Annotated in this window: 22 protein-coding genes and 2 riboswitches; of the genes, 7 read left to right on the top strand and 15 right to left on the bottom strand. The window is 65.9% G+C overall.

Translation table 11 applies throughout. The features are described from left to right. Window positions 1-2: 2 nt before the first annotated feature. A riboswitch (glycine riboswitch) is annotated at window positions 3-101 on the bottom strand. Next, window positions 102-197: riboswitch (glycine riboswitch) on the bottom strand. It abuts the riboswitch before it with no gap. Window positions 198-451: 254 nt separating this feature from the next. Then, the gene (locus tag ACFFIA_RS15425; RefSeq protein ID WP_377251413.1) at window positions 452-1,828 is read left to right on the top strand and encodes an NADP-dependent succinic semialdehyde dehydrogenase; all 1,377 of its coding nucleotides are present in this window, start codon (window positions 452-454) and stop codon (window positions 1,826-1,828) included. Window positions 1,829-1,862: 34 nt separating this feature from the next. Next, entirely contained in the window at window positions 1,863-2,675 is an 813-nt protein-coding gene (locus tag ACFFIA_RS15420; protein WP_377251411.1) for an IclR family transcriptional regulator, read from the top strand. Here the strand turns inward: ACFFIA_RS15420 and ACFFIA_RS15415 are convergent. From ACFFIA_RS15415 to ACFFIA_RS15360, 12 genes are all read right to left on the bottom strand, one after another. Then, a complete protein-coding gene (locus ACFFIA_RS15415; RefSeq protein ID WP_377251409.1) occupies window positions 2,668-4,434 on the bottom strand; it encodes a CehA/McbA family metallohydrolase in 1,767 nt (588 codons plus the stop codon). The genes ACFFIA_RS15420 and ACFFIA_RS15415 overlap by 8 nt on opposite strands. A gap of 176 nt (window positions 4,435-4,610) precedes the next feature. Continuing rightward, window positions 4,611-5,402, bottom strand: a complete 792-nt coding sequence (locus ACFFIA_RS15410) for an alpha/beta hydrolase (protein ID WP_377251407.1) — start codon at window positions 5,400-5,402, stop codon at window positions 4,611-4,613. Between the two features lie 239 nt (window positions 5,403-5,641). Then, window positions 5,642-7,279, bottom strand: a complete 1,638-nt coding sequence (locus ACFFIA_RS15405; RefSeq protein ID WP_377251405.1) for an ABC transporter substrate-binding protein — start codon at window positions 7,277-7,279, stop codon at window positions 5,642-5,644. A gap of 25 nt (window positions 7,280-7,304) precedes the next feature. Then, window positions 7,305-8,120, bottom strand: a complete 816-nt coding sequence (locus ACFFIA_RS15400) for an ATP-binding cassette domain-containing protein (protein WP_377251403.1) — start codon at window positions 8,118-8,120, stop codon at window positions 7,305-7,307. Continuing rightward, a complete protein-coding gene (locus ACFFIA_RS15395; RefSeq protein WP_377251401.1) occupies window positions 8,117-8,980 on the bottom strand; it encodes an ABC transporter ATP-binding protein in 864 nt (287 codons plus the stop codon). Before ACFFIA_RS15395 ends, ACFFIA_RS15400 begins: the two co-directional genes overlap by 4 nt. Further along, on the bottom strand, window positions 8,977-9,738 hold the full coding sequence (locus ACFFIA_RS15390) for an ABC transporter permease (RefSeq protein WP_377251399.1): 762 nt from the start codon (window positions 9,736-9,738) through the stop codon (window positions 8,977-8,979). The genes ACFFIA_RS15395 and ACFFIA_RS15390 overlap by 4 nt, the downstream gene beginning before the upstream one ends. 107 nt (window positions 9,739-9,845) lie before the next feature. Continuing rightward, window positions 9,846-10,985, bottom strand: a complete 1,140-nt coding sequence (locus ACFFIA_RS15385) for an ABC transporter permease (RefSeq protein WP_377251397.1) — start codon at window positions 10,983-10,985, stop codon at window positions 9,846-9,848. After that, the gene (locus ACFFIA_RS15380; RefSeq protein ID WP_377251395.1) at window positions 10,978-12,174 is read right to left on the bottom strand and encodes an iron-containing alcohol dehydrogenase; all 1,197 of its coding nucleotides are present in this window, start codon (window positions 12,172-12,174) and stop codon (window positions 10,978-10,980) included. Before ACFFIA_RS15380 ends, ACFFIA_RS15385 begins: the two co-directional genes overlap by 8 nt. Before the next feature lie 7 nt (window positions 12,175-12,181). Next, on the bottom strand, window positions 12,182-13,249 hold the full coding sequence (locus tag ACFFIA_RS15375) for an Ldh family oxidoreductase (protein WP_377251393.1): 1,068 nt from the start codon (window positions 13,247-13,249) through the stop codon (window positions 12,182-12,184). After that, window positions 13,246-14,145, bottom strand: coding sequence for an NAD(P)-dependent oxidoreductase (locus ACFFIA_RS15370; protein WP_377251391.1), 900 nt, complete (start codon window positions 14,143-14,145; stop codon window positions 13,246-13,248). Before ACFFIA_RS15370 ends, ACFFIA_RS15375 begins: the two co-directional genes overlap by 4 nt. Beyond that, window positions 14,124-14,957, bottom strand: a complete 834-nt coding sequence (locus ACFFIA_RS15365; protein WP_377251389.1) for a hypothetical protein — start codon at window positions 14,955-14,957, stop codon at window positions 14,124-14,126. The genes ACFFIA_RS15370 and ACFFIA_RS15365 overlap by 22 nt, the downstream gene beginning before the upstream one ends. A gap of 746 nt (window positions 14,958-15,703) precedes the next feature. Then, window positions 15,704-15,928 (bottom strand): DUF2252 family protein, encoded by a 225-nt coding sequence (locus ACFFIA_RS15360; protein ID WP_446686970.1) that lies wholly within the window; start codon window positions 15,926-15,928, stop codon window positions 15,704-15,706. 65 nt (window positions 15,929-15,993) lie between these two features. On the opposite strand from ACFFIA_RS15360, the gene ACFFIA_RS15355 reads away from it, so the two are divergent. Then, window positions 15,994-16,296: a hypothetical protein gene (locus ACFFIA_RS15355; RefSeq protein WP_377251387.1), complete on the top strand. Its 303-nt coding sequence runs from the start codon at window positions 15,994-15,996 to the stop codon at window positions 16,294-16,296. 173 nt (window positions 16,297-16,469) lie between these two features. Further along, the gene (locus ACFFIA_RS42520) at window positions 16,470-16,655 is read left to right on the top strand and encodes a PEP-utilizing enzyme (protein WP_446686969.1); all 186 of its coding nucleotides are present in this window, start codon (window positions 16,470-16,472) and stop codon (window positions 16,653-16,655) included. Here ACFFIA_RS42520 and ACFFIA_RS15345 read toward each other — a convergent pair. From ACFFIA_RS15345 to ACFFIA_RS15335, 3 genes are all read right to left on the bottom strand, one after another. Beyond that, window positions 16,626-17,423 (bottom strand): IclR family transcriptional regulator domain-containing protein, encoded by a 798-nt coding sequence (locus tag ACFFIA_RS15345; protein ID WP_377251385.1) that lies wholly within the window; start codon window positions 17,421-17,423, stop codon window positions 16,626-16,628. The two genes, ACFFIA_RS42520 and ACFFIA_RS15345, sit on opposite strands and share 30 nt — an antisense overlap. 96 nt (window positions 17,424-17,519) lie before the next feature. Continuing rightward, complete coding sequence (locus ACFFIA_RS15340) at window positions 17,520-18,329, bottom strand: CoA-transferase subunit beta (RefSeq protein WP_377251383.1); 810 nt, start codon at window positions 18,327-18,329, stop codon at window positions 17,520-17,522. After that, window positions 18,326-19,159 carry a CoA transferase subunit A gene (locus ACFFIA_RS15335; RefSeq protein ID WP_377251381.1) on the bottom strand — a complete coding sequence of 278 codons (834 nt, stop codon included), beginning with the start codon at window positions 19,157-19,159 and terminating at the stop codon, window positions 18,326-18,328. Before ACFFIA_RS15335 ends, ACFFIA_RS15340 begins: the two co-directional genes overlap by 4 nt. 229 nt (window positions 19,160-19,388) lie before the next feature. Here ACFFIA_RS15335 and ACFFIA_RS15330 point away from each other — a divergent pair, with 229 nt between their 5' ends. Genes ACFFIA_RS15330 through ACFFIA_RS15320 form a run of 3 tightly spaced genes read left to right on the top strand, consistent with a single transcriptional unit; the run spans window position 19,389 to window position 21,990 of the window. Further along, complete coding sequence (locus tag ACFFIA_RS15330; RefSeq protein WP_377251379.1) at window positions 19,389-20,354, top strand: ABC transporter substrate-binding protein; 966 nt, start codon at window positions 19,389-19,391, stop codon at window positions 20,352-20,354. Beyond that, window positions 20,351-21,217, top strand: a complete 867-nt coding sequence (locus ACFFIA_RS15325) for an ABC transporter permease (protein WP_377251377.1) — start codon at window positions 20,351-20,353, stop codon at window positions 21,215-21,217. The genes ACFFIA_RS15330 and ACFFIA_RS15325 overlap by 4 nt, the downstream gene beginning before the upstream one ends. Further along, entirely contained in the window at window positions 21,214-21,990 is a 777-nt protein-coding gene (locus ACFFIA_RS15320) for an ABC transporter permease (RefSeq protein WP_377251375.1), read from the top strand. The genes ACFFIA_RS15325 and ACFFIA_RS15320 overlap by 4 nt, the downstream gene beginning before the upstream one ends. Window positions 21,991-22,015 lie beyond the last annotated feature (25 nt).

The following is a 22,015-nucleotide window of genomic DNA, read 5'->3' as shown; positions in this document are numbered from 1 at the left end:
CACCTCCCCGCTCTGTCATCGGTACCTGAGAGCTTCGCCGCCTTGTCAGCAGCTTGCACCGTGGGCGCAGGACGAACTGGGTCCTGACTTTCCAGAGTCGCCTGGCCTGCGCGGTACTCGTGCCTGAGAGTTCTGGGGAGTCTTGCTCCTTCGGCGCCTCACCCTGTGTGGGGCGAGGACTCTCCCGCGCGGGCCGTGACGGCGCGATATGAAGTTGAATGGCAGGGACTCTACATCGGCCGCCGCCCGTTTGTCGCCGGGGTCATCGCCCCCGGCTGCCCTGACGGCCCTTCACACCTGGCCTCTGAGCTGAGAATCAGGCCGTCGGCGGCTCCGTTGACGTCTTCCTGAGATCTCGTCGACATCCCTGCCACCAAGGCCAGCGTTCTCCATTTGGAACGCTCGTACCCAAGGATGAACAACTGAGCGATCGTCCTGTAGGCTCCCCCGCATGGTGCTGGCAACGATCAACCCCGCTACCGGCGTCCGCGAGGACGAGTTCGAAGCCCATGACGCCGCCGAGATCGAGCGTCGTGTAGAGCAGGCCGCCCAGGCGCACTTGGAGTTGCGCGTGACCGGGTTCGAGGACCGTGCACGATGGACGCGCCGGGCCGCCGAGCTCCTCGAAGGTGACGCCGAGGACACCGCCAGAATGATCACTGTCGAGATGGGGAAACCGATCGCCCAGTCGCGCGCGGAGGTATACAAGTGCGCGAAGACGCTGCGGTTTTACGCCGATCACGCGGCCGAATTCCTCGCCGACGAGCACCTCGCAAATCCCTCGGCCGTCAACGCATCGCAGGCGTTCGCTCGTTACCATCCGATCGGCGTGGTACTCGCCGTCATGCCATGGAATTATCCGCTCTGGCAGGTCGTGAGATTTGCCGCGCCCGGACTCATGGCCGGCAACGCCTGCCTCTTGAAACACGCCTCGAACGTCCCGCGGTCTGCGATCTACCTGGACACGCTCTTCGAACGAGCCGGTTTTCCGGCAGGCGCGCTGAACACACTTCTCATCGGCGCACGAGACGTCGAAGCGGTGATCGCGGACCGCAGGGTTGCGGCCGTGACGCTGACCGGCTCAGAGCCTGCCGGCCGTTCGGTCGCAGCGGCGGCAGGCAGGTCGATCAAGAAGACGGTGCTCGAGCTCGGCGGCTCCGACCCGTTCATCGTCATGCCGAGCGCCGACCTTGAGGCTGCCGCGGAGACGGCCGTGCGCGCACGAGTGGCGAACAACGGTCAGTCTTGTATTGCCGGTAAGCGATTTATCGTGCACACGGATGTCCATGACGATTTCCTCCGGCTTTTCGTCAAGCACATGGCCGACCTCACCGTCGGCGATCCCCTCGATGAGGCGACGGATGTCGGCCCGCTAGCGACCCGCGGTGGCCGCGACGAACTCGCCGAGCTCGTCGACGACGCCGTTGCCAAGGGCGCGACCGTCCTTGTCGGGGGTTTTACACCGGACCGCCCGGGGTGGTTCTATCAGCCCACGGTCGTCACCGGCCTGACCAGCGAGATGCGTTTGGTCGGCGAGGAAGCCTTCGGGCCCGTGGCTTCGGTCTATCGGGCGCAGGATCGGCAGGACGCCGTCCGGATCGCCAACCAGACCACCTTCGGGCTGAGCTCGGCTGTGTGGAGCAACGATCGCGATGAGCAGGACTGGTTCGTCTCGGCGCTGGATGCCGGAGCGGTCTTCCTGAACGGCATGACGGTGTCATACCCAGAATTGCCGTTCGGCGGGATCAAGGACTCCGGGTTCGGCCGGGAGCTCGCTGCCGTCGGCATTCGAGAGTTCTGCAACCTCAAGACCGTCTGGCGAGCGTGATCGGCAAGCCATCATGTCGGACTATCCTGCTGGTGTGCACTCTGCAGATGGGGAAGATCACCCCAGCACCCTGACGGGCTCCGGTGGCGCCGACGCATCGAGTTCGGTCCGATCCGCCACCAGGGCGCTGCACATCCTGGAATACGTCGGAGCCGCCGGGCGCGGGGTCCGCCTCGCTGAGATCGTCAACGAGCTCGACATCCCCAAGACGAGCGCCCATTCGCTCATCAAGAGCCTGGTCAGCATCAACTACCTTGTGCCCGACCAGAATCGCGGTTATCGGCTCGGTCTGCGAGTGTTCGAGCTGGGAACTGCGGTCGACATCACGCAGGCACTCATCGAGGCCGGCCGTCCCGAGCTACTTGCCACGTCGCGCGCGACCGGTTGTACCTGCAACCTGGGCATCCTCGACGGCTACCACGTCTTCTACGTTGACAAGGTCCAGGACTCAGAGACCCGAATCCAGATCGTCACGCGGGTCGGTGGTCGTCTTCCGGTTCACGCTACGGCTATGGGCAAGGTTCTGTTGAGCGGGTTGACCGATCATGCGCTCGACTCGTGGATCGGCGGCATGACCTTCGAGCCGCTGGCCCTCCGAACGGTCACCGACCCCGCGATCCTCCGCGAGCAGGTGATCGCTGCCCGCACCAACGGGTTCGCCGTGGACGACGAGGAGTCACACCCGAACGTGGTCTGCGTCGCCGCGCCCGTCGTCGATGCAGCGGGCAAAGTCATCGCCGCTGTGAGCGTGACGGGGCTGCGCGATTCCATGGTCGTGGACGGCGATTACCCGGCGCGGCGTACGGTCCAGGAGATGGGTCGTCGAGTGAGCGCTGCGCTCAGGTAGTTCGTCCTGCGATCGCAGCATAGAAACGCGTCGCCCGAGAGCAGTCGGCCTCGAAGTCATCCCACTGCGCTTCCGCGGAGAAGCGGCCGTCTGCGCGAACCAGCTCCTGGAATCGAGCAATCCAGTCCAGGCACCACTGCGCGTCGTCGGCGCGCGCGATCTCTCGCCCGTCCACACGAACCCACACTGGGCTGGTGTGCGCGAAGACCGAAGGCTGGTCGCCATACAAGGTGGCACGCTTCCCGCCATGTGCCGTCGCCGCGAGCCAGGTCGGGGACTCGACCGCGAGCTCCACGCTCAACGATGCGCCATCGTCCGAGACGATCTCCGAGCGGGCGAGCGGCCCGTCGGGTCCCACGATGAGCAGTTCCTCCAGCCCGGCGCCGCTCACTTCGGCCTTCGCCTGCAGCCTCGCCCCTGGGCCGGCCTCGACGCAACCTCCGATCCCCACGTCGTTGACCGTCAGCTCGAGCCATGGTCCGTTCGTCACGAACGTTCGTCCGGCCGATGCCGCCTGCTGCCAGCGTCGGCTCGTCGGCTGTTCTGTACCGATCTCGGCGTACGCGCGGAACCAACCCGGGGGATTCGACAACTCGCCCCAGGCACTGCTGAACGACAGCAACACGTCCGTCCCCGCAGTCAAGGCAAAGCGCAGTCCGCAGTTGTAGAGGCGGCGTACGACCTCCATTGAACCGATGATGTGGTTCGGCCCGCCCACGACATCGACGCCGTCGACCAGGCCGAGCGGCGCATCCACCACCAGCGCCCTAGCCTCGCAGGATCGTGCCCGCGCACGAGAGAAGACCTCGTCCAGTCCGCCTGCGGCCGCGACATCGACGAGGAAGGGGTGCGTATAGGTGACGAACGCGCCGCCCTCGCGGAAAGCGCCGGCCGCTTGAGAGTTCGGCGGCCAGTCTACGTCGTGGGTGGCGCGCGGATGACCCGTGTGGAAACGCTCCGGTCGAGCATCGGGATTGAGCACCGTCATGTGACCGTACAGGTTGTTGCGGTACTCCACGCCGACTACGGTGCCGTCGTCGTCCGCGTGGTTGGCCTGCAAGGTCTCGGTGAGCAGAATGTCGTCGTAGATCAGATCAGTGTTCCAGTTCGCGGCGAGGAGGTTCATCACGTGCAGTCCCTCCCCCTGTCGCACCACCCGTCCACGCGCGATGTCGTTGACATGGTCGCCTGAGTAGTTCAGGTGGACGTGGAGGTCGGCACTCGCCCAGCCGCGCGCCAATCCGTTGTGGATGCGCTCGGGTTCGACGAAGAGTTCAATCGTCCGATCGGGCGCAATGTCAACCAGTTGCTCGACGGCCTTGAACTCGGTGCCGCGCGCCACGCGCACACGCGTGGGCCCACTCGGGACCCGTACCGTTGTCGCCCGTCCGTAGAAATACGGAACACCTTGAGCGTCGTAGCGGTGCGGTTGATCGTCGGGGAACCACGCACCGCCTCGCTCATCGAGGACCGTCCAGCGTGAGACGTATGCCGACGACAGTTCGAGGGTCCCGGCTGCGCTCGGTTCGGCGGCTTCGACCGTGTGACCGCCGATCACCACGCAGGGCTGCTCATAGCTCACGCGATGCACCGAATCACTGAACGATGCGTGCCTGTCCGGTCGAGAGAACACGATCAGGTCGAGGAGGCCGCCAGGAATCACGAAGGGACGTAGCGGGCCAAGCTTGGCGCACCCAGAGTCCCAGACGACGACCTCGGGAGCCTGCGGGTCACGAAGTGCGGATACCACGAAGTCCACCGGATCGACCGTGAGCTCGCCCCTGTGAAAGGCCTCGAAGAATCCCTCCAGCCAGGTTTCTCTACGGCAAAAGCGCTCGTATCGCGTGATCAGCCGGCGCGGGTCGTTGAGCTCGCGGCCCCAGTCGAATCCGTTCCGCTCCTGGAGCCTCCGGAGAGAGGCAGGATGCCTGGTAGTCATTCTCCGGCCCTGTTCTGGCCGTCGCTGTCGACCGCGCCCCACCATGACCGGAAGAGCTCGCCGACCCATTCGATGGTGTCGGTTGCCTCGTCGACGATCGCCGTCCAGCGAATGAAACCGTGCAGCTGGCCGACGGCCTCGCGGAAGACGGTGTCCACGCCCTCGTCGCGGGCGCGTTCCGCGTACTGGAAGCCCTCATCGCGGAGGGGATCATGAGATGCCACCACGACTGCCAGCCGCGGAAGCCCGGCCAGCGACACGGCGTTGATCGGGGATGCGTCCGGCGACATCCTGGTAGCCGGGTCTGGACAGTAGTGATTCCAGTACCACTCCATTCCAGCCCTGGTCAGGAAGTACCCATCCGCATAGTGCTCCACCGATTCGGTGGAGAGGCTCGCGTCGATGCACGGGTAGAAGAGTAGGTGTCCGGCGAGCCGGACACCGTCGGGCAGCGGCTGGTCACGTAGCCGCAGCGCCACGACCGCTGCCAGATTTCCCCCAGCGCTGTCGCCCGCGACCACGATCCTGTTCGGATCCACGCCCGCTGCGGATTGGTTGCCAGCGAGCCAGCGGACGACCGCCTCGGCATCGTCGGCCGCTGCGGGATAGGGGCACTCCGGAGCCCGCCGGTAGTCGACCGAGTAGACCACGCCCCCGCTGGCGTTGGCGATGCGGATGCACAGCTCATCGTAGGTGTCCACGTCGCCGACAACCCAGCCGCCACCATGCAGGTAGACGACCGCCGGCGCGTCGTTGGCCGGCGCATCCGCCGGCCGGTACTCGCGCACTCGGACCTCGCTTCCGGGACCACCGACCGTGAGGTCACGCATCGAGCCGATGTCCGGCGCCCCGGAGCCCAGCCGCTTGGTCGCCTCGATCTGGGCCTCCCGCGCCGCCGCCACGCTGCCGCCGTGCGGCGCTCGCGTCTCCCCCGCGCTTTGCGCGTCCAGGTACCGCTGAGCCTGTGGGTGAAGGTCCGGCCAGATTCGGCCACCGGTCATGGTCATCTGTTCCCCTTTCGCGATCATCATTCGGCAGTACTGCGCAACGCCCATACGTTCACCGTTCCAGTCGGCGAGTTCACATATCCGTCCACCGAAGACGCGAACGCATGGGTATTCGCGCGGTCAACGAGATAGACCACTGGAACCGTGTCGGCTGAAATCTCGGACATCCGGTCTCGAGCGGCCGCATAGTCCGCTTCCGACAAGGGGAGGCGAAGCTGCGCCAGAACCTCCTCGAAGGCTGCCTCGTGGTACCCGAAGGTGTTCTGATAGCTTTCACTCGCGTTGTATAGATTCATTTGATAATAGAGGTCGGCCACTGGTGGTGGCTCCATGTAGAGCATGAGCTCGTACTGGGCCTTGTTGAACCGATTGATGAACTGGCTGGCCGAACCTATGACCTCGAGGGTCAGGTCGATACCGACCTTGGCCAGTTGGTCCTTCAGTTGGACGGCGACCGGTTGGGCGTGCGCGCCCGGCCGTGATGAGCTGATCGTCAACGCGAGGTCGATGCCATCCGGGTATCCGGCCTCCGCGAGGAGCTCCTTCGCCGTCTCACGATCCAACTCGACCGCGCCTGCGGCGGATCCGTCGAGGTAGACCCGGCTCACGCCGTGGTCGGCGGGGAACCCGTAGCCGCGGTACGGGCCCTGGACGAGCACATCGCGGTCGATCGCCAGCGAGATGGCCCTGCGGACACGTGGGTCTGCGAGCTCCGCGGTCGCCTGATTCAGGACGAGGGTGTCGCGATAGTTGCTGAGACAGCTGATGACGTCGACGTCATCGGACTTCTCAAGGAAGGAGTAGTCCGCGAAGTCCAGCTTCTCGGCGTACTCGGCCTCGCCGACCTGCAGGACCTGAGTACGCAGCGACGACTCCGGCATCGCGCGAAGAATGAAGCGTCCGTAGTCGCCCGCGTTCTCCGCATTCCAGAAGTTCGGGTTCCGCTGCCAGACGATCTCTGTTCCTGGGGTGAACGACTCGATGGCCCATGGCCCGAAGTTGGGTATATGGGTCTGCAGGTAGGCGTTGCCCCACGGGTCGTCAGGAGTGGCGTGCGCTTTCACCTCCTCCGAATCCAGGACCATGAAGGTCAGATACTGGAAGATCGCCACGCTCATGGTCACCGGGCCGTTCGTGTGCACCCTGAACGTCCGCTCGTCGACTGCCTCGTAAGGGTCCTCTGCGCGGAAGTTGGCCAGGCCGGCCGAGAAGGTCCCGTTGGCGCCGTTCTCCAACGTGCGCTCGAAGCTCCACTCCACGTCGTACGCGGTCAGCTCGTTGCCGGCGGCGCTCAGGACGCCTTCACGGATCGTAAAATCGATGGCGTTCTCCGTGACGGTCCAGCCACTGGCCAGTCCGGGCTCGAGGTCATCCGTGCCAGGTAGCTCCTCGCAAGCCGCATCCGGCATCGCGGCAGAATCCGGTGTCACCAGCGTGGAGCCCATTTCGTAGCCCACGATCCGGCTACCGTCCCCTTCGAACTGGTTCCACATGTCCAACTGTTGAGGGACAGCCGGCGTCAGGTAGACGAAGCCCTCACCATTGGCGGACGTTCTGTCGCCGGAACCCACGTTTGGCCACGCGCAGACGGCCAGGAGAAGCAGGGCGACGGCACCGGCACCGACCGGACGCAGAACGGATCGCACTGTTCTGATCATTGTCAGTCACCTCGGGACAGATGTGTCATGCGACGGAGGATCGGTCGTCATAGCGCCGCCGCCGTATGCGCGGGTCAGGGCTGAGATACGCGTCCAGCAACTTGATCGTGTAGGGATCTGACGGCTGCCTCAGCACCGTCTCGGTGCTGCCCGCCTCGACGATCCGGCCGTGGTGCATGACCGCGACGTCGTGGGCGATGTGGTTCACGGTGGCGAGATCATGCGAGATGTAGAGATAGGCCATGCCATGGCGGTCCTGCAATCTCGCCAAGAGATCGAGGATCTGCACACGAACGGACAGATCGAGAGATGACGTCGGCTCATCGAGGACGAGGAAACGAGGATTGTTGATCGCGGCGCGAGCGATACCGACTCGCTGCTGTTGTCCGCCGCTCAGACTGCGGGGCCGGCGTTGTGCTAGCAGCGGGTCGAGCCCTACCTCCTCGATCATCTGCAGCACCCTCGCCTCACGTGCGGACCGAGTCAGATCGCGCTGGTGTACCAGCAGCGGCTCGGCGAGGATCTCGCCGATCGTCATCCGAGGATTGAGCGATTCGAACGGCTCCTGGAACACCATCTGCATCGCGGCACGCTTGGCCCGCAGTTCTGCGCGGGACAGGCTGCCCAGTTCGGTGCCGTCGACATGCACGCTGCCACCGTCGAGGTCGTGCAGCCGCAGCACGAGGCGCCCCGTCGTGGACTTGCCCGAGCCACTCTCACCGATGAGTCCGAGCGTGCGGCCTTCCTCGATCGTGAACGAGACATCGTCCACTGCCACCGTGACGCCCCGTGCAGTGTGGAAGCTCTTGCGCAAGGATCTTGCTTCGACGACCGGCATCATTCACCTCCGCCTTCCGGTTCCCGACCCTCTCCACCGAGCGCGCTACCCTCCACCTGAAGCGCCGTCGATTTGACCGCAGCCAGGAGATTGGCTGCGTGCGGAGAATCAGGCGTCACCAGCACCCGGTCTACCGGTCCCGTCTCCACGACGCGCCCGTGATGCATCACCACGACCGAGGCGCAGTACTGAGCCACGACTCCGAGATCGTGCGTCACGATCAGGAGTGATCGACCAGCGCCGGTGACGACCTTCGCCAGCAGGTCGAGGATCTGCACCTGAACGGTGGCGTCGAGTGCGGTGGTGGGTTCGTCGGCGACGACGAGGTCGGGGTCAAGGCACAGTGCGATGGCTATGACGACGCGCTGCGCCATGCCGCCGCTGAGCTGATGAGCGTATCCGCGCGCCACCCGCTCTGGGTCGCTCAAGCCAACCGCCTCGAGCAGTTCCACCGCCCGCTCATACGATGCCTTCTTGGTGGTCTTCCGGTGGGCGCTGATCACGTTGTGGAACTGCTTTTCGATGCGCAGCACAGGATTGAGCGCTCCGAAAGGGTTCTGCGAAACGAATCCGATCCGGCGGCCCCGGATCTCTCGATACTGCCGCGGTCGCAACTTGAGCAGGTCGGTCCCCTGGAACCTCGCGCTTCCGGCGACGGTGCGGCCGTTCTGGTCGAGCAGACCAAGCACCGAGCGAACGGTAGTCGACTTGCCGCAGCCACTCTCGCCGATGATCCCTACGGAGGATCCAGCCGGCACATCGAAAGAGACATCGTCGACGGCGACCGAGCGCTCACGGTGACGCTCGAAGACGGTCGTGAGTCCGCGAACCGACAGGACAGGTGTTTGCAGTTCGTGAGTCATTCGAGGTCACTCCGCTCCGAGGCCAGGAGCAATCCATCGGCGATAAGATTGAAGCTCATGATCACGATGAAGATCGCAAGACCCGGCATGAGGCTGACCCACCAGGCTCCGATCGTGATCGCCCGAGCTCCCTCCTGGATCATGTAGCCCCAGCTCGGCTCGGGCGGTGTCACGCCCGCACCGAGGAAACTGAGGGCGGCGATGACCACCATCGCGTGCGCCGCGGCGAGCGAGGTCTGGGCCAGCGTTACCGGCAACACGTTCGGCAGCAGGTGCTTGCGCAGCAACCGCGGAGTGCCCACACCCACTGCTTGTGCCGCTTCGATGAACCGTGTCTGCCGCAGCACGACGGCCTCCGAGCGGGCGAGCCGCGCGAAGCGGGGCACATTGATGATCATGATGGCGACAATAACCCCCGTGATCGCGTCGTCGAAGATGGTCACCACCACGATGGAGAGGATGACGATCGGGAAGGACTGGAAGACGTCCAGCCCTCGCATGAACGCGTCCGACCAGCGGCCGTTGGTACTGCTCAGGAGGCCGAGTGGCAGTCCGACCGCCAGCGACGCCAGGGTCCCGAGCAGGGCGGTCGGGATGTCGTTGGCCGCGGCCGCGATGGTTCGTGAGAAGACGTCGAAGCCAGATCCGTCTGTCCCCGCCCAGTGGTCGGCGCTGGGTCCCAGGAGGATGACCGCGGCGTCCGGGACCACGGGATTGTAGGGCAGCGGCGCGAACGCGCCGGCCAGCACGAACGCCACGATCACCGTCCCGCCGAGGACGACACCGAGGTGTCTGCGAGCGAATCCGCGGTTCAGGGCGCGCCGTAGCCGGCCGCCTTGCCTCACTCTGTCGGCTGCTGCGTTCGTCATTTCTTCGTCCTCGGGTCGATGGCGTTTAGTAGGAGATCGAGGCCCAGATAGATGACGATGGTGATCGTTCCGGTCAAGAGGACGAATCCCTGGATGATGGGGACGTCCTTGTTGAGGATTCCTTGCAGTGCCCATTGGCCGGCGCCTTGCCACGCGAAGATCGTCTCGATGATGGCCGCGCCTCCGATCAGGAAGCCGAGAAGTACAGCGAAGTACGTGATGATGGGTGGCCGGCCCTGCAGCCAGGCGTACCGCAGCACCTGGCGTTCGGGCAGGCCGCATGCCCGGGCGAACTCGACCTGTCGACTTGCCAGGCCAGCGGACAGCGCGGCCCGTGTCGTCTTGGCGAAGTAGGCGGAGTAGACGATTCCGAGGGTGAGGACGGGAAGTGTCAGTCGTGCGATTCCACTGTTCAGGATGTGAGCGTCGCCGAGCAGAAGGCCGTCGATGAGGACGAACCCCGTGATGGGCTCAAAGCCCGTTTCGCCGATTGGGAGTCTCCCGGTGGGGGCGGCAGCGATTCCGAGCAGGTAGAAGCCCACGTAGATGAAGAAGAGGGCGAGTACGAAATCAGGGATGGACTGGACGACGGTCACCGCGGTGCGCGCAGCGCCGTCGAGCGGACGTCCCCGGTGGTAGGCCGCGAAGGCTCCGATGCCGAACCCCACGACTGAGGCCAGGGCCAGCGCGAGAACGATGAGTTCGAGGGTGGCCGGGAGTCGCCGGAAGAGTTCCTCGGCGACGCTTTGATTGCTGTAGTACGACTGGCCGAGATCTCCCCGCAGGATACTACCGAGGTAGGAGGTGTACTGATCCCACAACGAGCGGTCCATTCCCAGCCGGGACCGCACTGCTTCGATGTCTTCCGGCGCTGCGTTCTGGCCGGCGATGGTAACGGCCGGATCACCTGGCATCAGGCTGACCAGGAAGAAGCAGATGGTCGCTAAGACGAAGAGCGACGCCGGGAGCGCGACGAGGCGTGTTGCGGCCATTCGCCAGAGCGACCGATGGCCTCTACGCAACCGGCGTTCTCCTCTGTCGCGCCTCACCGCATCGGATGTCCCGGTGAGCGGCGTTCCCGAGGAATCGGCCGGCTCGTGATGAACGTCTGCCGTGGCCTGGGTCCGCTCAGCCATGGTCGCCCTCCCAAGCGCGTTCAAGCACTCGTACCAGGCTCGGCTCGTCGGTGGGGCGGCGGTGATTTCTGAGCAGGCGGGTCCCGGTGGACGCGCGACGGGCCAGACCTGGCAGGTCGGCAGGCTCGACGCCGATCTCAGCGAGAGATCGCGGCATGTCAAGGACTGTTAGGAGGTCGTCGTACCAGCGCAGAAACGCCTTACCGGCAGGATCGGGCTCGATACCGACTGCGACCGACATGCGGACGAACTCATCGCTGAGCGCGTCCCGCGCGTCGGCGAGGCAATAAGGCAGGAGAAGGGCGACCCCCAGGCCGTGGGACGTGCCTGTGTCGCTACCAACTGGGTACTGCAGTGCATGCGCCAGCCCGTTGCCTGCGTGGCTGAACGCGACACCTGCGTGAAAGCTGCCGCGCATCACACGGTCACGTACAGCGATGTCGTCGGGCGATTCCACGGCCTGAGCCAGGTTCCCGGCGAGCAGCCCGAGCGCAGTGATCGCGTGGTCGTCAGTGACGTCGTTCTTGCCGATGAAGACATCGGTCACGGGGTCCCATTCGCCGTCGGCACGCGGCCGCGCGGTGAACGACTCGACGGCGTGAGAGAGCGCGTCGAGCCCGGAATGCACGGTCACCGCCCTGGGACAAGTGAGGGTGAGCACCGGATCGCAGACCGCGACCCGTGGGATGAGGTGCGTACTCGACACCCCCACCTTGGCGCCGAGTTCTGGGTCAGTCACCACGGCGACAGGCGAGCATTCCGTCCCTGTGCCAGCGGTCGTCGGCACGGCGATGACCGGAACCGACGGGCCAGGAAGGCGGGATTCGCCGTAGTAGTCCTCGAGTGCACCGCCGTGTGTCGTCATCGCGGCGACGAGCTTGGCGAGGTCGATCGCGGAACCGCCTCCGACGCCGACGAGCGCGCTCGGCCCGAATGCCTCGGCGACCTGCACCGCCGCCACGAGGTCGGCGACGGGCAACTCCGGACGTATCTCGGTGAACAACTCGATGACGAGGTCAGAATCCTTCAGAGCGGCTACGATGTCGCCGAATGCTGCCGATTGAGCAACCGCAGGATCAGCGATCACGAGGACTCGGGAGCCGAACGGCCGGCATAAGCGACCGACCAGGAATCGCGTCTGCTCGCCAAGGAACGCCTGTGACGGGCTGCGGACAACACTGAGCGTCATGGGGGTGTCACCTCCTTGTGTCTTCCCCCGCGGCGAGTTCTCGAATGGCTGCCCAAAGATCGGTGGGCAGGGTGATGCCATCGGCCATAGCGCGCGCTCGACGCGCCCGGGCGCCGTCGCCCGGAATCAACACGTCTTCGGACGTGCTCCCAGACGAGCGAATCTGTCCGAGATAGGCCGCGAATCGGTCCGGGTTCCAATCCGGGTCGGCGACGGCCGGGTCGACGACCACGAAGACGTCTCCCTTGGAGCTCGGGTGATCGCTGTCGAGCGTGCCTAGGACCTTCTTGCCTGTCGCCGTAGAGGTCAACGCGGCAACGAGGAGCTCGATCGCCAAGCCAAGCCCGTAACCCTTCGCACCGCCGAACGGACTCAACGCACCTTCGATAGCCTGTTCAGGGTCCGTAGTGGGCACACCGTGACGGTCGACAGCCGCGCCCACCGGCAGGGGCAAATCGCGGGCGCGGTGGTCGATGATCTGACCGGCGGAGATCTGACTCGTCGCCATGTCGAGCACCACGGGCTCCGGAGCCCCCGGGATTCCGACGGCGATCGGGTTGGTTCCGATCAGAGGCTCGCGCCCTCCCCACGCGTGTACGAGCGCCTCGCTGGTGGTGAAGCCGATCCCGATCCGCCCCTGACGCGCGGCGCTCTCGACGTAGGGCGCCAACATGCCGAGATGGTTGACGTTGCGCATTGCGACGATGACGACCCCAGACTCCTGGCATCGCTCGATGGCCGCCTTCAACGCCACAGTCCCAACGACCGGCCCCAGCCCACGCCTGCCATCGACGACAAGCAGCGATTCCGTGCGCCAGTTCAGGTCCGGTTTCTGCGTCGCCTGGGCAAGGCCGGCTCGTATCCGTTGGATCAGCGTAGGGAGGCGTTGGACGCCATGTGACGGACGGCCGCGCAGATTGCCCTCGATCAGCATGTCGGCCTGGGCGGCAGCCGCATCCGCACCGATCCCGGAACCAGCCAACGCGCGAAGAACGCAGGCCCGCAGCCTGTCAACGGGGACCACGACGCCCGGCGGCTGGCCAATCGCATCGGACGTCGACGACGTGGCAGTCATTTTCCGACCACCGGCGAAGGAACCGCCCCCTCGTCCCAAAGTAGATACAGCGCATGTTGGGCGTAAGGACCGAGTCCCGCTGCGAGGCCTGAACCGAACATTTCGGCAACTGCCGGATTCAGCCGAAGCTCCACCCCCAGGTTCGCGGCAAGGTCTCCGACGAGCCCAAGGTCTCTCCGATGAAGCTCGACTGTACCTCTCGGCGCGATATCCCCCGCGAGCATCCGCGGCCACGCGTCCCGAAGAACCCAGGAGTCAGCAGCACCGCGTGTCAGCGTGGTGAGCAGTGCGTTGGTATCGATCTGAGTAGCTCGTGCGAGGGCGAATGCTTCCGCGACGGCCGCGAAGGCCGCACCGACCAGCAGGTTGTTGATCAGTTTCGCCTCCTGTCCAGCACCGACCGGACCGAGACGCTCCGCAGCGCCCATCGCATCGACCACTCCTTTGCTGACCTCGGACAACGCCTCCTCGCTGCCCACGAAGATGGCCAGCGTCCCGTTTCGGGCAGCGGCCGGCCCTCCACTGACCGGTGCTTCGACGTAGGTGATGCCGGCCCCCGTGCACGCCTGAGCGAGGCTATTGGAGAGTTCTGCCGTACCAGTGCCGCAGTCGACTACGACCGACGGGCGGCCGTCGAGCTCGGTCACGGCGCGGACGACTTCGCCGGTGACGTCGGGGTGCAGCGAGAGCACAACGACTTCGGCGTCGAGCCAGGCACCCACGTGGTCCATCACTTCGAGGTCTTCGACCGGGAGATCCGCACCGCGCGGGTCGACACCTACGACCCGGTAGCCCGAGTCACGAAGATTCAGCGCGATGCCCAGGCCCATATTGCCGAGACCGACGACGGCGACGTCGAACGACCGATCCACGGTCAGACCCGTTCCTTCAGCCACTCGATGTCTTCTGGGCGAAGCCGGAAGTAGGGAACAGGATCCAGGTGGACCTGTTCACGGGACTCATCGATCCGAAGCGTCACGTGTGGGTGGCGAGGCTCGATCACCACGGACTCCCGGAACGCCCATTCGAGTTCGAGGGTGATGTCCGGCGATCGCGACAGGTAGACGTTCTTTCCCGTCTCGCGGCCGAGATTGTTGAACACCACCGCGACCGCCTTGTCGACATCGAATCCGTCTCGTCGGATCTCTTCAGTGCCGATGCGGACCAACGCCTCCGGCGAGATCGAAGTCCAGACCGGAACGTGACAGTGCAAGGCGCCGAGCTCCATCAGGTACTCGTAGGCCTGCGTCCAGTGCCTGCTGTGGAAGTATGCCCGGATCTCCTCTTCCTCCGACGGACTCGGATCCCGCCACGGATGACGCTCATAGACCTTGGCCATGAACTCGTCGTCCCAGTATTCGAGGCTCGTGTCGGGGTTGGGGTCGACGGCGGACGGCTCGAGGATCGATTGGTCGTTGAACCGGAGATAGACCTCCGAGTGCGGCATGTCAGTGCGGGGGTGGATGTTGTAGATATTCGCGTACCCACGGTCCTGCACGTGAAGCACGATGCGCCGCTGCTGCACGAACCCCCTGTTCTCGAAGAACGCCCGGAACACGGGGATCAGGTCTCGAGGATGAATCGCGCTCTGAGCGTAGGTGTGGAGGTGCCGGTTACTGGCTCCCCGCTGCATCGCTTTGAACGTCTCCGCCCAGTGCTCGCTGGAGAAGTAGGCAAGGACACCCTCGCGGACGACCATGTCGAACATTGGGCGACTCCGTTCTTATATAGGAACGCTTGTTCTTCATAAAGACCATCGACAAGATAGTTCCCCAGGAGCCAGCACGCAAGGCACTGCGCGCCAGACGCCAGCCCTGACCTGCCCTGATCGGGCGGCGAGGATCTCGGCGTCCGGGCCGTGCGCGATCACGCCGGTTTCGAACCCGTCGGTCTTCTCGTTCTTCCGCTTGGTCCGGTAGGCGAAGCTGCCGCCCTCGATCAGCTGGGACCGACCCTCGTGACCGACCCGGTGGTCGTGTTCACCGGCGCCACATCTGGCATGGCATCGGACGTGCCTGCGCCGACCTGTTCGCCGAGCCCGGGTACCGGGCTGTCGCGGTCGACATGAACCGCATACCGCCTGGTAGTCTGTCCACACTGGACGGTGCGGCGACGCTGACCGGAGATGCGACAGCCGAGCACACCAACACCGCCATGGTCCGGCTCGCCATCGACCGATTCAGCCGCCTGACACGCGGCACCGCATGTCCCAGGCGCGGCATCCATCTACCTCAGCGGCCACCCGACGGCCACGCCGGCCATCGTCAGACGCGGCGATCGTCCGCGCGGCGACCACCGGCGTGGTCACCAGCTCGGGCAGCAGCTCATCCAACCGCCCGCTCCACACTGGCGGCCTCTAGCTGTAGTTACCACGAGCGTTGTTGACGCGGCGTGGCGGCTTGATCAATGAGGACTCGTCGCCTGGGATGGTGGTGGCGCGACCGCCGTGGCTGGTCAGCACCGAGCGCTGGCTTCTTTCGCCTGCAAGAACAGCATGTCCCCGCTCGGCCCTTCCAGTGCGAGCAGGTAGCAGCGGGTGCCAACGCCGACGACACTCAGCGCGTAGTCGACGAGCCGGTACTGGGCCAACAGGTAGGCGATGTCTTCGCGAACGGTCGAGCGATACTGCGCAAACAGTCCCTCGAGCTCCTGACGGCTCGCGTGGTCGACGTGACGCAGGATCGGCGGCTGGTCAACGATGCGCGTCTTCCCGCGCCCGCTGCGCCGGAGTCGACCTCAAAACCGTGCAGGAACAAGTCGGCCACACCAGCATCGTGCTGACCGCCGACACCTACACCAGCGTCCTGCACCAACTGAACCTGAAGACCGCAGAAGCCACCGCCCGGCTGGTCCTGGCCGCAGCCGCCCGCAACCCCGGCCAACCCACCGTCATCGAACCGCTCCGCAGAAAACCGCCGCGCCCGAACCCACGCGCCGACCCAAACAGCGACGCCGCAAGCGATCCGGCAGGAAGAACGGCCACAGCAGGGCGTCCCGCATACGCCCCGCCGACGCCCCACAAGGATCGAGGCCGTATAGCCCAATGACTATACAGCCCGCTCGCAGATGGTGCGCCGCCAAGGGCTCGAACCGCGAACCCGCGGATTAAGAGCGCGGGCCGACCTTGAGCCGGGCGACATCCTCGTCACCGCCTACACGACCCGAACTGGTCGCCGCTGTACCTCGGCATCGCGGGCCTGGCGACGGAGGTCGGCGCCAGATGACCAACGGCGCGGTAATCGCCCGCGAGTACGGCCTACCCGCCGTCGTGAGCGTCGAGGACACCACCCGGCTGATCTGGGACAGGCAGCGGATCCGCGTGCACGGCAACCGACGGGTACGTCGAGATTCCTGCTGTGACCGGCCCGCCGCCGACTCACCCGCGCGCGGTGCCGATGTGTGGTAGCAGGCGGAGGTCGGCCTCGATGCGAGAAGCTGCGGCCACCAGCGGTGGTATCAGGTCGCGTCGGATCGACTCGATGGAGTTGCGGCTGGCGTGTGCCGGAATGTTTACCGCCGCGACCACGCTGCCGTTGCGGTCTCGGATCGGTGCGGCGACCGAACGCAGTCCCTCTTCCAGTTCCTGGTCGACGATTGCGTACCCCTGGTCGCGAATCCGGCCCAGCTCGTTCCGGAGCAGCGACGCCGAGGCGATAGTGCGAGAGGTGGGCCGTTCGAACGGGACGCGCTTGAGGTGGAGTTCGATCTCCTGCTCCGGCAGGTGGGCCAGCAGGACTCGGCCGACCGAGGTCAGGTAGGCCGGGAAGCGGGTGCCGACGGTGATCGACACCGTCATGATCCGTCTGGTCGGCACCCGGGCGACGTATACGATGGCGTCGCCGTCGAGCACGCAGACGGAGGAAGACTCGTGTACCTCCTGCACCAGCCGTTCCAGGTGTGGTTGAGCGATTTCCGGCAGGCCGATGGTGGACAGGTACGCGTAACCCAGCTCCAGGACCTGAGGGCTAAGCCGGAACATCCGGCCGTCGCTGTGGACGTAGCCGAGGTCGGTGAGAGTGAGGAGGAAACGTCGGGCGGCGGCCCGGGTGAGGGCACATGCCCGGGCCACCTCGCTGAGTGTCAACTCAGGATGTGCGGCGTCAAAGGCACGGATGACCGCCAGCCCACGTTCCAGGGACTGCACGAAGTGCGGCTCGCGGGATGAGTCGGTCATCGGTGGTCCTCCATGCTGTCCTGCTAATCGGATTAGCGTAGCCGGGCGTGCGCCGGTGGCCCGCCGCATCTGATGGTTCCGTGGGCGGGCCAGCGATCAACCCTGGTCGGAGCCAGGTCCGGCCGTCGTCTGCAGTGCGCGCAGGGCTGCGAGCTCGACCGGCGTGGGTGCCGTTACGGTCTCCGGCGGGTCGGCCACGCGTAGCGCCCACCCGGTCTCGGCGCGCACCTGCTCGACGGTGACCCCTTGGTGCAGCTGGGTGAGGGTCAGCTCGCGGGTGACCGGGTCGGGCTCCAGCACACCGAGGTTGGTGATCACGCGCACCGGCCCGCGACCGCGTAGGTTGAGTCGCTCCCGGTCGCCCGGCCCCTGGCCGTGTCCGACCGAGGTGACGAAGTCGACGCGCTCGACGAAGGCACGGCGGCTGTGTCGCGCGACGACGAACACCTCGCGGCAGGAGGCGGCGATCTCGGGCGCGCCACCAGCGCCCGGCAGTCGCACCGTCGGATGGTGGTAGTCGGCACCGATCACCGTCGTGTTGATGTTGCCGTACTGGTCGATCTGGGCCGCACCGAGGAAACCGACGTCGATGCGGCCGGGCTGAAGCCAGTAGTTGAACATCTCCGGCACCGAAACCACCGTATCGGCGGTCTCGGCCAGTACGCCGTCGCCGATCGACAGAGGCAGGCGGGTGGGCTTCGAGCCGATGGTGCCGGACTCATAGACCAGCACCAGGTTGGGTGCGTGGACACGGCGTGCCAGGTTGGCCGCGACACTGGGGCGGCCGATGCCGACGAAGCAGCGAGCGCCATCGTGCAGCGCCCGTGCCGCTGCGACGATCATCATCTCCTCGCCGGTCCAGGCGAGGGTCGGCGACGACGGCTGTTCGGCAGCTTCCAAGGTCATCTCGGCGTACCTCCATCCATGCTGGTCGCCCCGTACATGGTGTCGTCGAGCCATCCTTGGAACGTTTCGCGGTTTCGGCTGACGGCGTCCCAGGCGACGTAGAAGTTGTTGTCCCGGTCGCTGTGGTCGTGGGCGTAGGAGGGGTGAGCACCGCCCGGCACCTCGGCCACCATGGTGACCGCCCAGTGTGGGAGGACGACCGCGCCCGGACGGTCCTCCAGCCGGTCGATGATCTTCTCCACAGTGACCAGTGAACGGGTGGAGGCGAGGACCACCTCTTTGTGCACTCCGGTGATGCCCCAGAACTGGACGTTTCCGGACCGGTCCGCCCGTTGGGCGTGCACGATACCGACGTCCGGGTTGAGCGCGGGCACCGCGGTCAGGGTCTCCCCGGTGAAGGGACAGGTGATCGGCTTGATCGTGTCGGTCAGTCCGACGAGATCGGTACCGGAGTAGCCGCGCAGCACCGCGAACGGAAGCCCGGACGCCCCGGCCACGTAGCGGTTCGCCATGCCGGCGTGGCTGTGCTCCTCGATCTCCAGTGGCGCCGGCCAGCCACTCTGCACGGCGTCGCGGAACCGGTGCAGCGACCCCACCCCTGGATTGCCCGCCCAGGAGAAGATCAGCTTGCGTGCGCAGCCGGCGCCGATCATCTGGTCGTAGATGATGTCCGGCGTCATCCGCACCAGGGTGAGGTCTCGGCGGCGCTGGCGGATGATCTCGTGGCCGGCGGCCACCGGGATGAGATGGGTGAATCCTTCCAACGCCACGACGTCGCCGTCGTGGACCAAGGCCGCGACGGCATCACGCAGACTCGCGATCTCCCCCACCCAAGCCCTCCTTTGTGCGCTATATGAACATCGGTTCGCTGGATAGCAACAGTACGGGTAGCGAACAACGACCGTCAAACATGCACGTGGGCGGCGGTATATGCACGGGGCACGGTGTCGTAACGACCCCGAAATGAGTCGTTGACCAAACACGAGAAGCCCCGTACGTTCCCTGTGAGAACAGCCGTGCGGATTAAGCACGTGGCTTGAGCTCATCTAGGGAGGGTTCATGCGTCGTCTCGCAACCAGGCTCGCGGTTGCCGCGATCCTCGTGGTCGCCAGCGCGGCCTGCGGTTCGTCGGACTCGTCGGAAACTACGGCAAGCGACGACGGTCCTGCCAGCGTCAAGGTCGGGGTCATCCCGATCGTCGACGTGGCGCCCATCTACCTGGGTAAGGAGAAGGGCTTCTTCAGCAACCGGAACATTGATCTCACTCTGGAGACCGGGCAGGGCGGGGCGGCGATCGTTCCCGGCGTGCTCAGTGGCCAGTTCCAGTTCGGTTTCAGCAACGTGACGTCCCTGATGATCGCCCAGACCGAGAACGTGCCGATCAAGGCCGTGGTCAACGGGGTGGCCTCGACCGGGCAGCCTGGCGCCGACTTCGGCGCGGTCGTGGTACGGGCCGACAGCCCGATTCAGTCGGCCAAGGACCTCGCTGGCAAGAAGGTCGCGGTCAACACGCTCAAGAACATCGGGGACACCTCGATACGCGAGTCGGTCCGGAAGGACGGCGGGGATCCCAGCGGCGTGCAGTTCGTCGAGATCGGTTTCCCGCAGATGCCGGCCGCGCTGGACGGCGGCCAGGTGGACGCCGCCTGGGTGGTCGAACCATCACTCTCCGTTGTCAAGGCCAAGGGTGGCCGGGTCATCGCGTCCAACTTCGTCGACGTGGCACCCGACCTCACCGTCGCGCTGTACTTCACGTCCGCGAAACTGGCCCAGGAGGACCCGGATCTGGTCAAGCGGTTCGTCGAGGCGATGCAGGAGTCCCTGGCGTACGCGGACAGCAACCCGGACGAGGTCCGGCGGATCATCGGCACGTACACCCAGATCGACGCGGCGACCGTGGCGGCGCTGACGCTGCCGAAGTGGCCGGCGGAGTACAACCGGGCCTCGCTGGAGGCGCTGGCCCGACTCGGCCAGCAGGACGGTCTCTTCGGCAGCGCTCCCGAGCTGGACAAGCTGTTCTCATGACGATGTCCGACTCCGCCGGGGACGGGACGACTTCGGCCGTCGCCGTCCCCGGCGCGTTGACCGCCAGCGGCGTCAGCCCGCCGCGTCGCCGATCCGGCACCACCCTCGGCTACGGCCTGGCCGGACTGGCTGTCTTCTTCGGCGTGCTGGAGTTGCTCCCCAGGGTGGGAGTGGTCTCTGCGGACTACCTGCCACCCACCAGTCGGGTCGTGGAGGCACTCGCCGCCGAGGTCGTCGAACCGGCGTTCTGGGTCGCGGTTAGCGACACCCTGACCAGTTGGATCCTCGGCCTGGCGATCGCCACCGCGGCGGGAATCGCGGCGGGCGTGCTCATCTCCGTGGTGCCGCACCTGCGCGCGGTCACCGCTTCGACGATCGAGTTCCTCCGACCGATCCCGTCGGTGGCGCTGATCCCGCTTGCCGTGCTGCTGTACGGCACCGACCTGCGCTCGACGCTGCTGCTGGTGGTCTACGCCTCGTTCTGGCAGGTGCTCATCCAGGTGCTCTACGGAGTGCAGGACGTGGATCCGGTCGCGGACGACACCGCCCGGTCGTACGGCCTCAACCGGTGGGCACGCATTCGTCATGTGCTGTGGCCGACTGCTCTGCCGTACGTGATGACCGGGGTTCGGCTGGCCGCCGCGGTGGCACTGGTGCTCGCCATCACCGCCGAACTGATCATCGGCACCCCAGGGCTGGGCTCGCGGATCGCGGTGGCCCAGACCAGCAACGCGGTACCGGCGATGTACGCACTCGTGGCGGTGACCGGTCTGCTCGGCGTACTGATCAACGTCGGTGTGCGGCTGCTGGAGCGACGCGTACTGTCCTGGCACCAGTCCGTCCGTGGGGAGGTCGTCCTGTGATCCGGGTAGCTCGCCAGGTCGGGTTGATCGTGGGACTGCCAGCGGTGATCTTCACCGCCTGGTGGTTGGCCACCGCCGACAGCGAGAACTTCTACTTTCCCCCGTTGAGCGCCATCCTGGAGGCTTTCGGCGAGGTTTGGACCGGCCGTCGGCTCGCTGACGACGTGCTTCCCAGTGTCGCCCGGCTCGCCGTCGGTTACCTGGCCGCCTTGGCACTGGGCGTGGGGCTCGGCGTTGTGATCGGCTCCTATCGGCGGGTACGCGCGGCGACCGAGCCGGTGCTGGAGTTCCTCCGGGCCATTCCGCCACCGGTGCTGGTGCCGGTCATCATGCTCTTCGCCGGTATCGGTGACGGGATGAAGGTGCTGGTCATCGTCTGTGGCTGCATCTGGCCGATCCTGCTGAACACCGTCGAGGGGGTCCGCGCCGTCGACGGCGTGCTGGCCGAGGCGACCCGCTCGTACGGCATCCGGGGCTTCGGCCGACTGCGTCACCTGGTGCTGGGCTCGGCCAGCCCGCAGATCTTCGCTGGCGCCCGGCAGGCGCTCTCCATCGGCATCATCCTGATGGTGATCAGTGAGATGTTCGCCGCTAGCAACGGCCTCGGCTTCGCCATCGTCCAGTTCCAGCGCACCTTCGCCATCTCGGAGATGTGGAGCGGCATCCTTCTGCTGGGTCTGCTCGGCTTCACCCTCTCGCTCGTCCTCCGGGCGGTCGAGGCCCGGGCGCTCGCCTGGTACCACGGGCTGCGGCGCACGCAACGGTCGTCGTGAACGACGGTGTCGACCCGCGCGGACG

Source organism: Phytohabitans kaempferiae (genome assembly GCF_042433955.1).
GTDB classification, from domain to species: domain Bacteria; phylum Actinomycetota; class Actinomycetes; order Mycobacteriales; family Micromonosporaceae; genus Phytohabitans; species Phytohabitans kaempferiae.
This window is presented reverse-complemented; position numbering and strand designations above follow the sequence as displayed.

Excerpts from the sequence above, each read along its gene's own strand:
- ACFFIA_RS15425 (WP_377251413.1), top strand. The coding sequence starts at position 452 with ATGGTGCTGGCAACGATCAACCCCGCTACCGGCGTCCGCGAGGACGAG.
- ACFFIA_RS15405 (WP_377251405.1), bottom strand. The coding sequence starts at position 7,279 with ATGATCAGAACAGTGCGATCCGTTCTGCGTCCGGTCGGTGCCGGTGCC.
- ACFFIA_RS15400 (WP_377251403.1), bottom strand. The coding sequence starts at position 8,120 with ATGATGCCGGTCGTCGAAGCAAGATCCTTGCGCAAGAGCTTCCACACT.
- ACFFIA_RS15395 (WP_377251401.1), bottom strand. The coding sequence starts at position 8,980 with ATGACTCACGAACTGCAAACACCTGTCCTGTCGGTTCGCGGACTCACG.
- ACFFIA_RS15385 (WP_377251397.1), bottom strand. The coding sequence starts at position 10,985 with ATGGCTGAGCGGACCCAGGCCACGGCAGACGTTCATCACGAGCCGGCC.
- ACFFIA_RS15380 (WP_377251395.1), bottom strand. The coding sequence starts at position 12,174 with ATGACGCTCAGTGTTGTCCGCAGCCCGTCACAGGCGTTCCTTGGCGAG.
- ACFFIA_RS15375 (WP_377251393.1), bottom strand. The coding sequence starts at position 13,249 with ATGACTGCCACGTCGTCGACGTCCGATGCGATTGGCCAGCCGCCGGGC.
- ACFFIA_RS15365 (WP_377251389.1), bottom strand. The coding sequence starts at position 14,957 with ATGTTCGACATGGTCGTCCGCGAGGGTGTCCTTGCCTACTTCTCCAGC.
- ACFFIA_RS42520 (WP_446686969.1), top strand. The coding sequence starts at position 16,470 with ATGACCAACGGCGCGGTAATCGCCCGCGAGTACGGCCTACCCGCCGTC.
- ACFFIA_RS15345 (WP_377251385.1), bottom strand. The coding sequence starts at position 17,423 with ATGACCGACTCATCCCGCGAGCCGCACTTCGTGCAGTCCCTGGAACGT.
- ACFFIA_RS15340 (WP_377251383.1), bottom strand. The coding sequence starts at position 18,329 with ATGACCTTGGAAGCTGCCGAACAGCCGTCGTCGCCGACCCTCGCCTGG.
- ACFFIA_RS15330 (WP_377251379.1), top strand. The coding sequence starts at position 19,389 with ATGCGTCGTCTCGCAACCAGGCTCGCGGTTGCCGCGATCCTCGTGGTC.
- ACFFIA_RS15325 (WP_377251377.1), top strand. The coding sequence starts at position 20,351 with ATGACGATGTCCGACTCCGCCGGGGACGGGACGACTTCGGCCGTCGCC.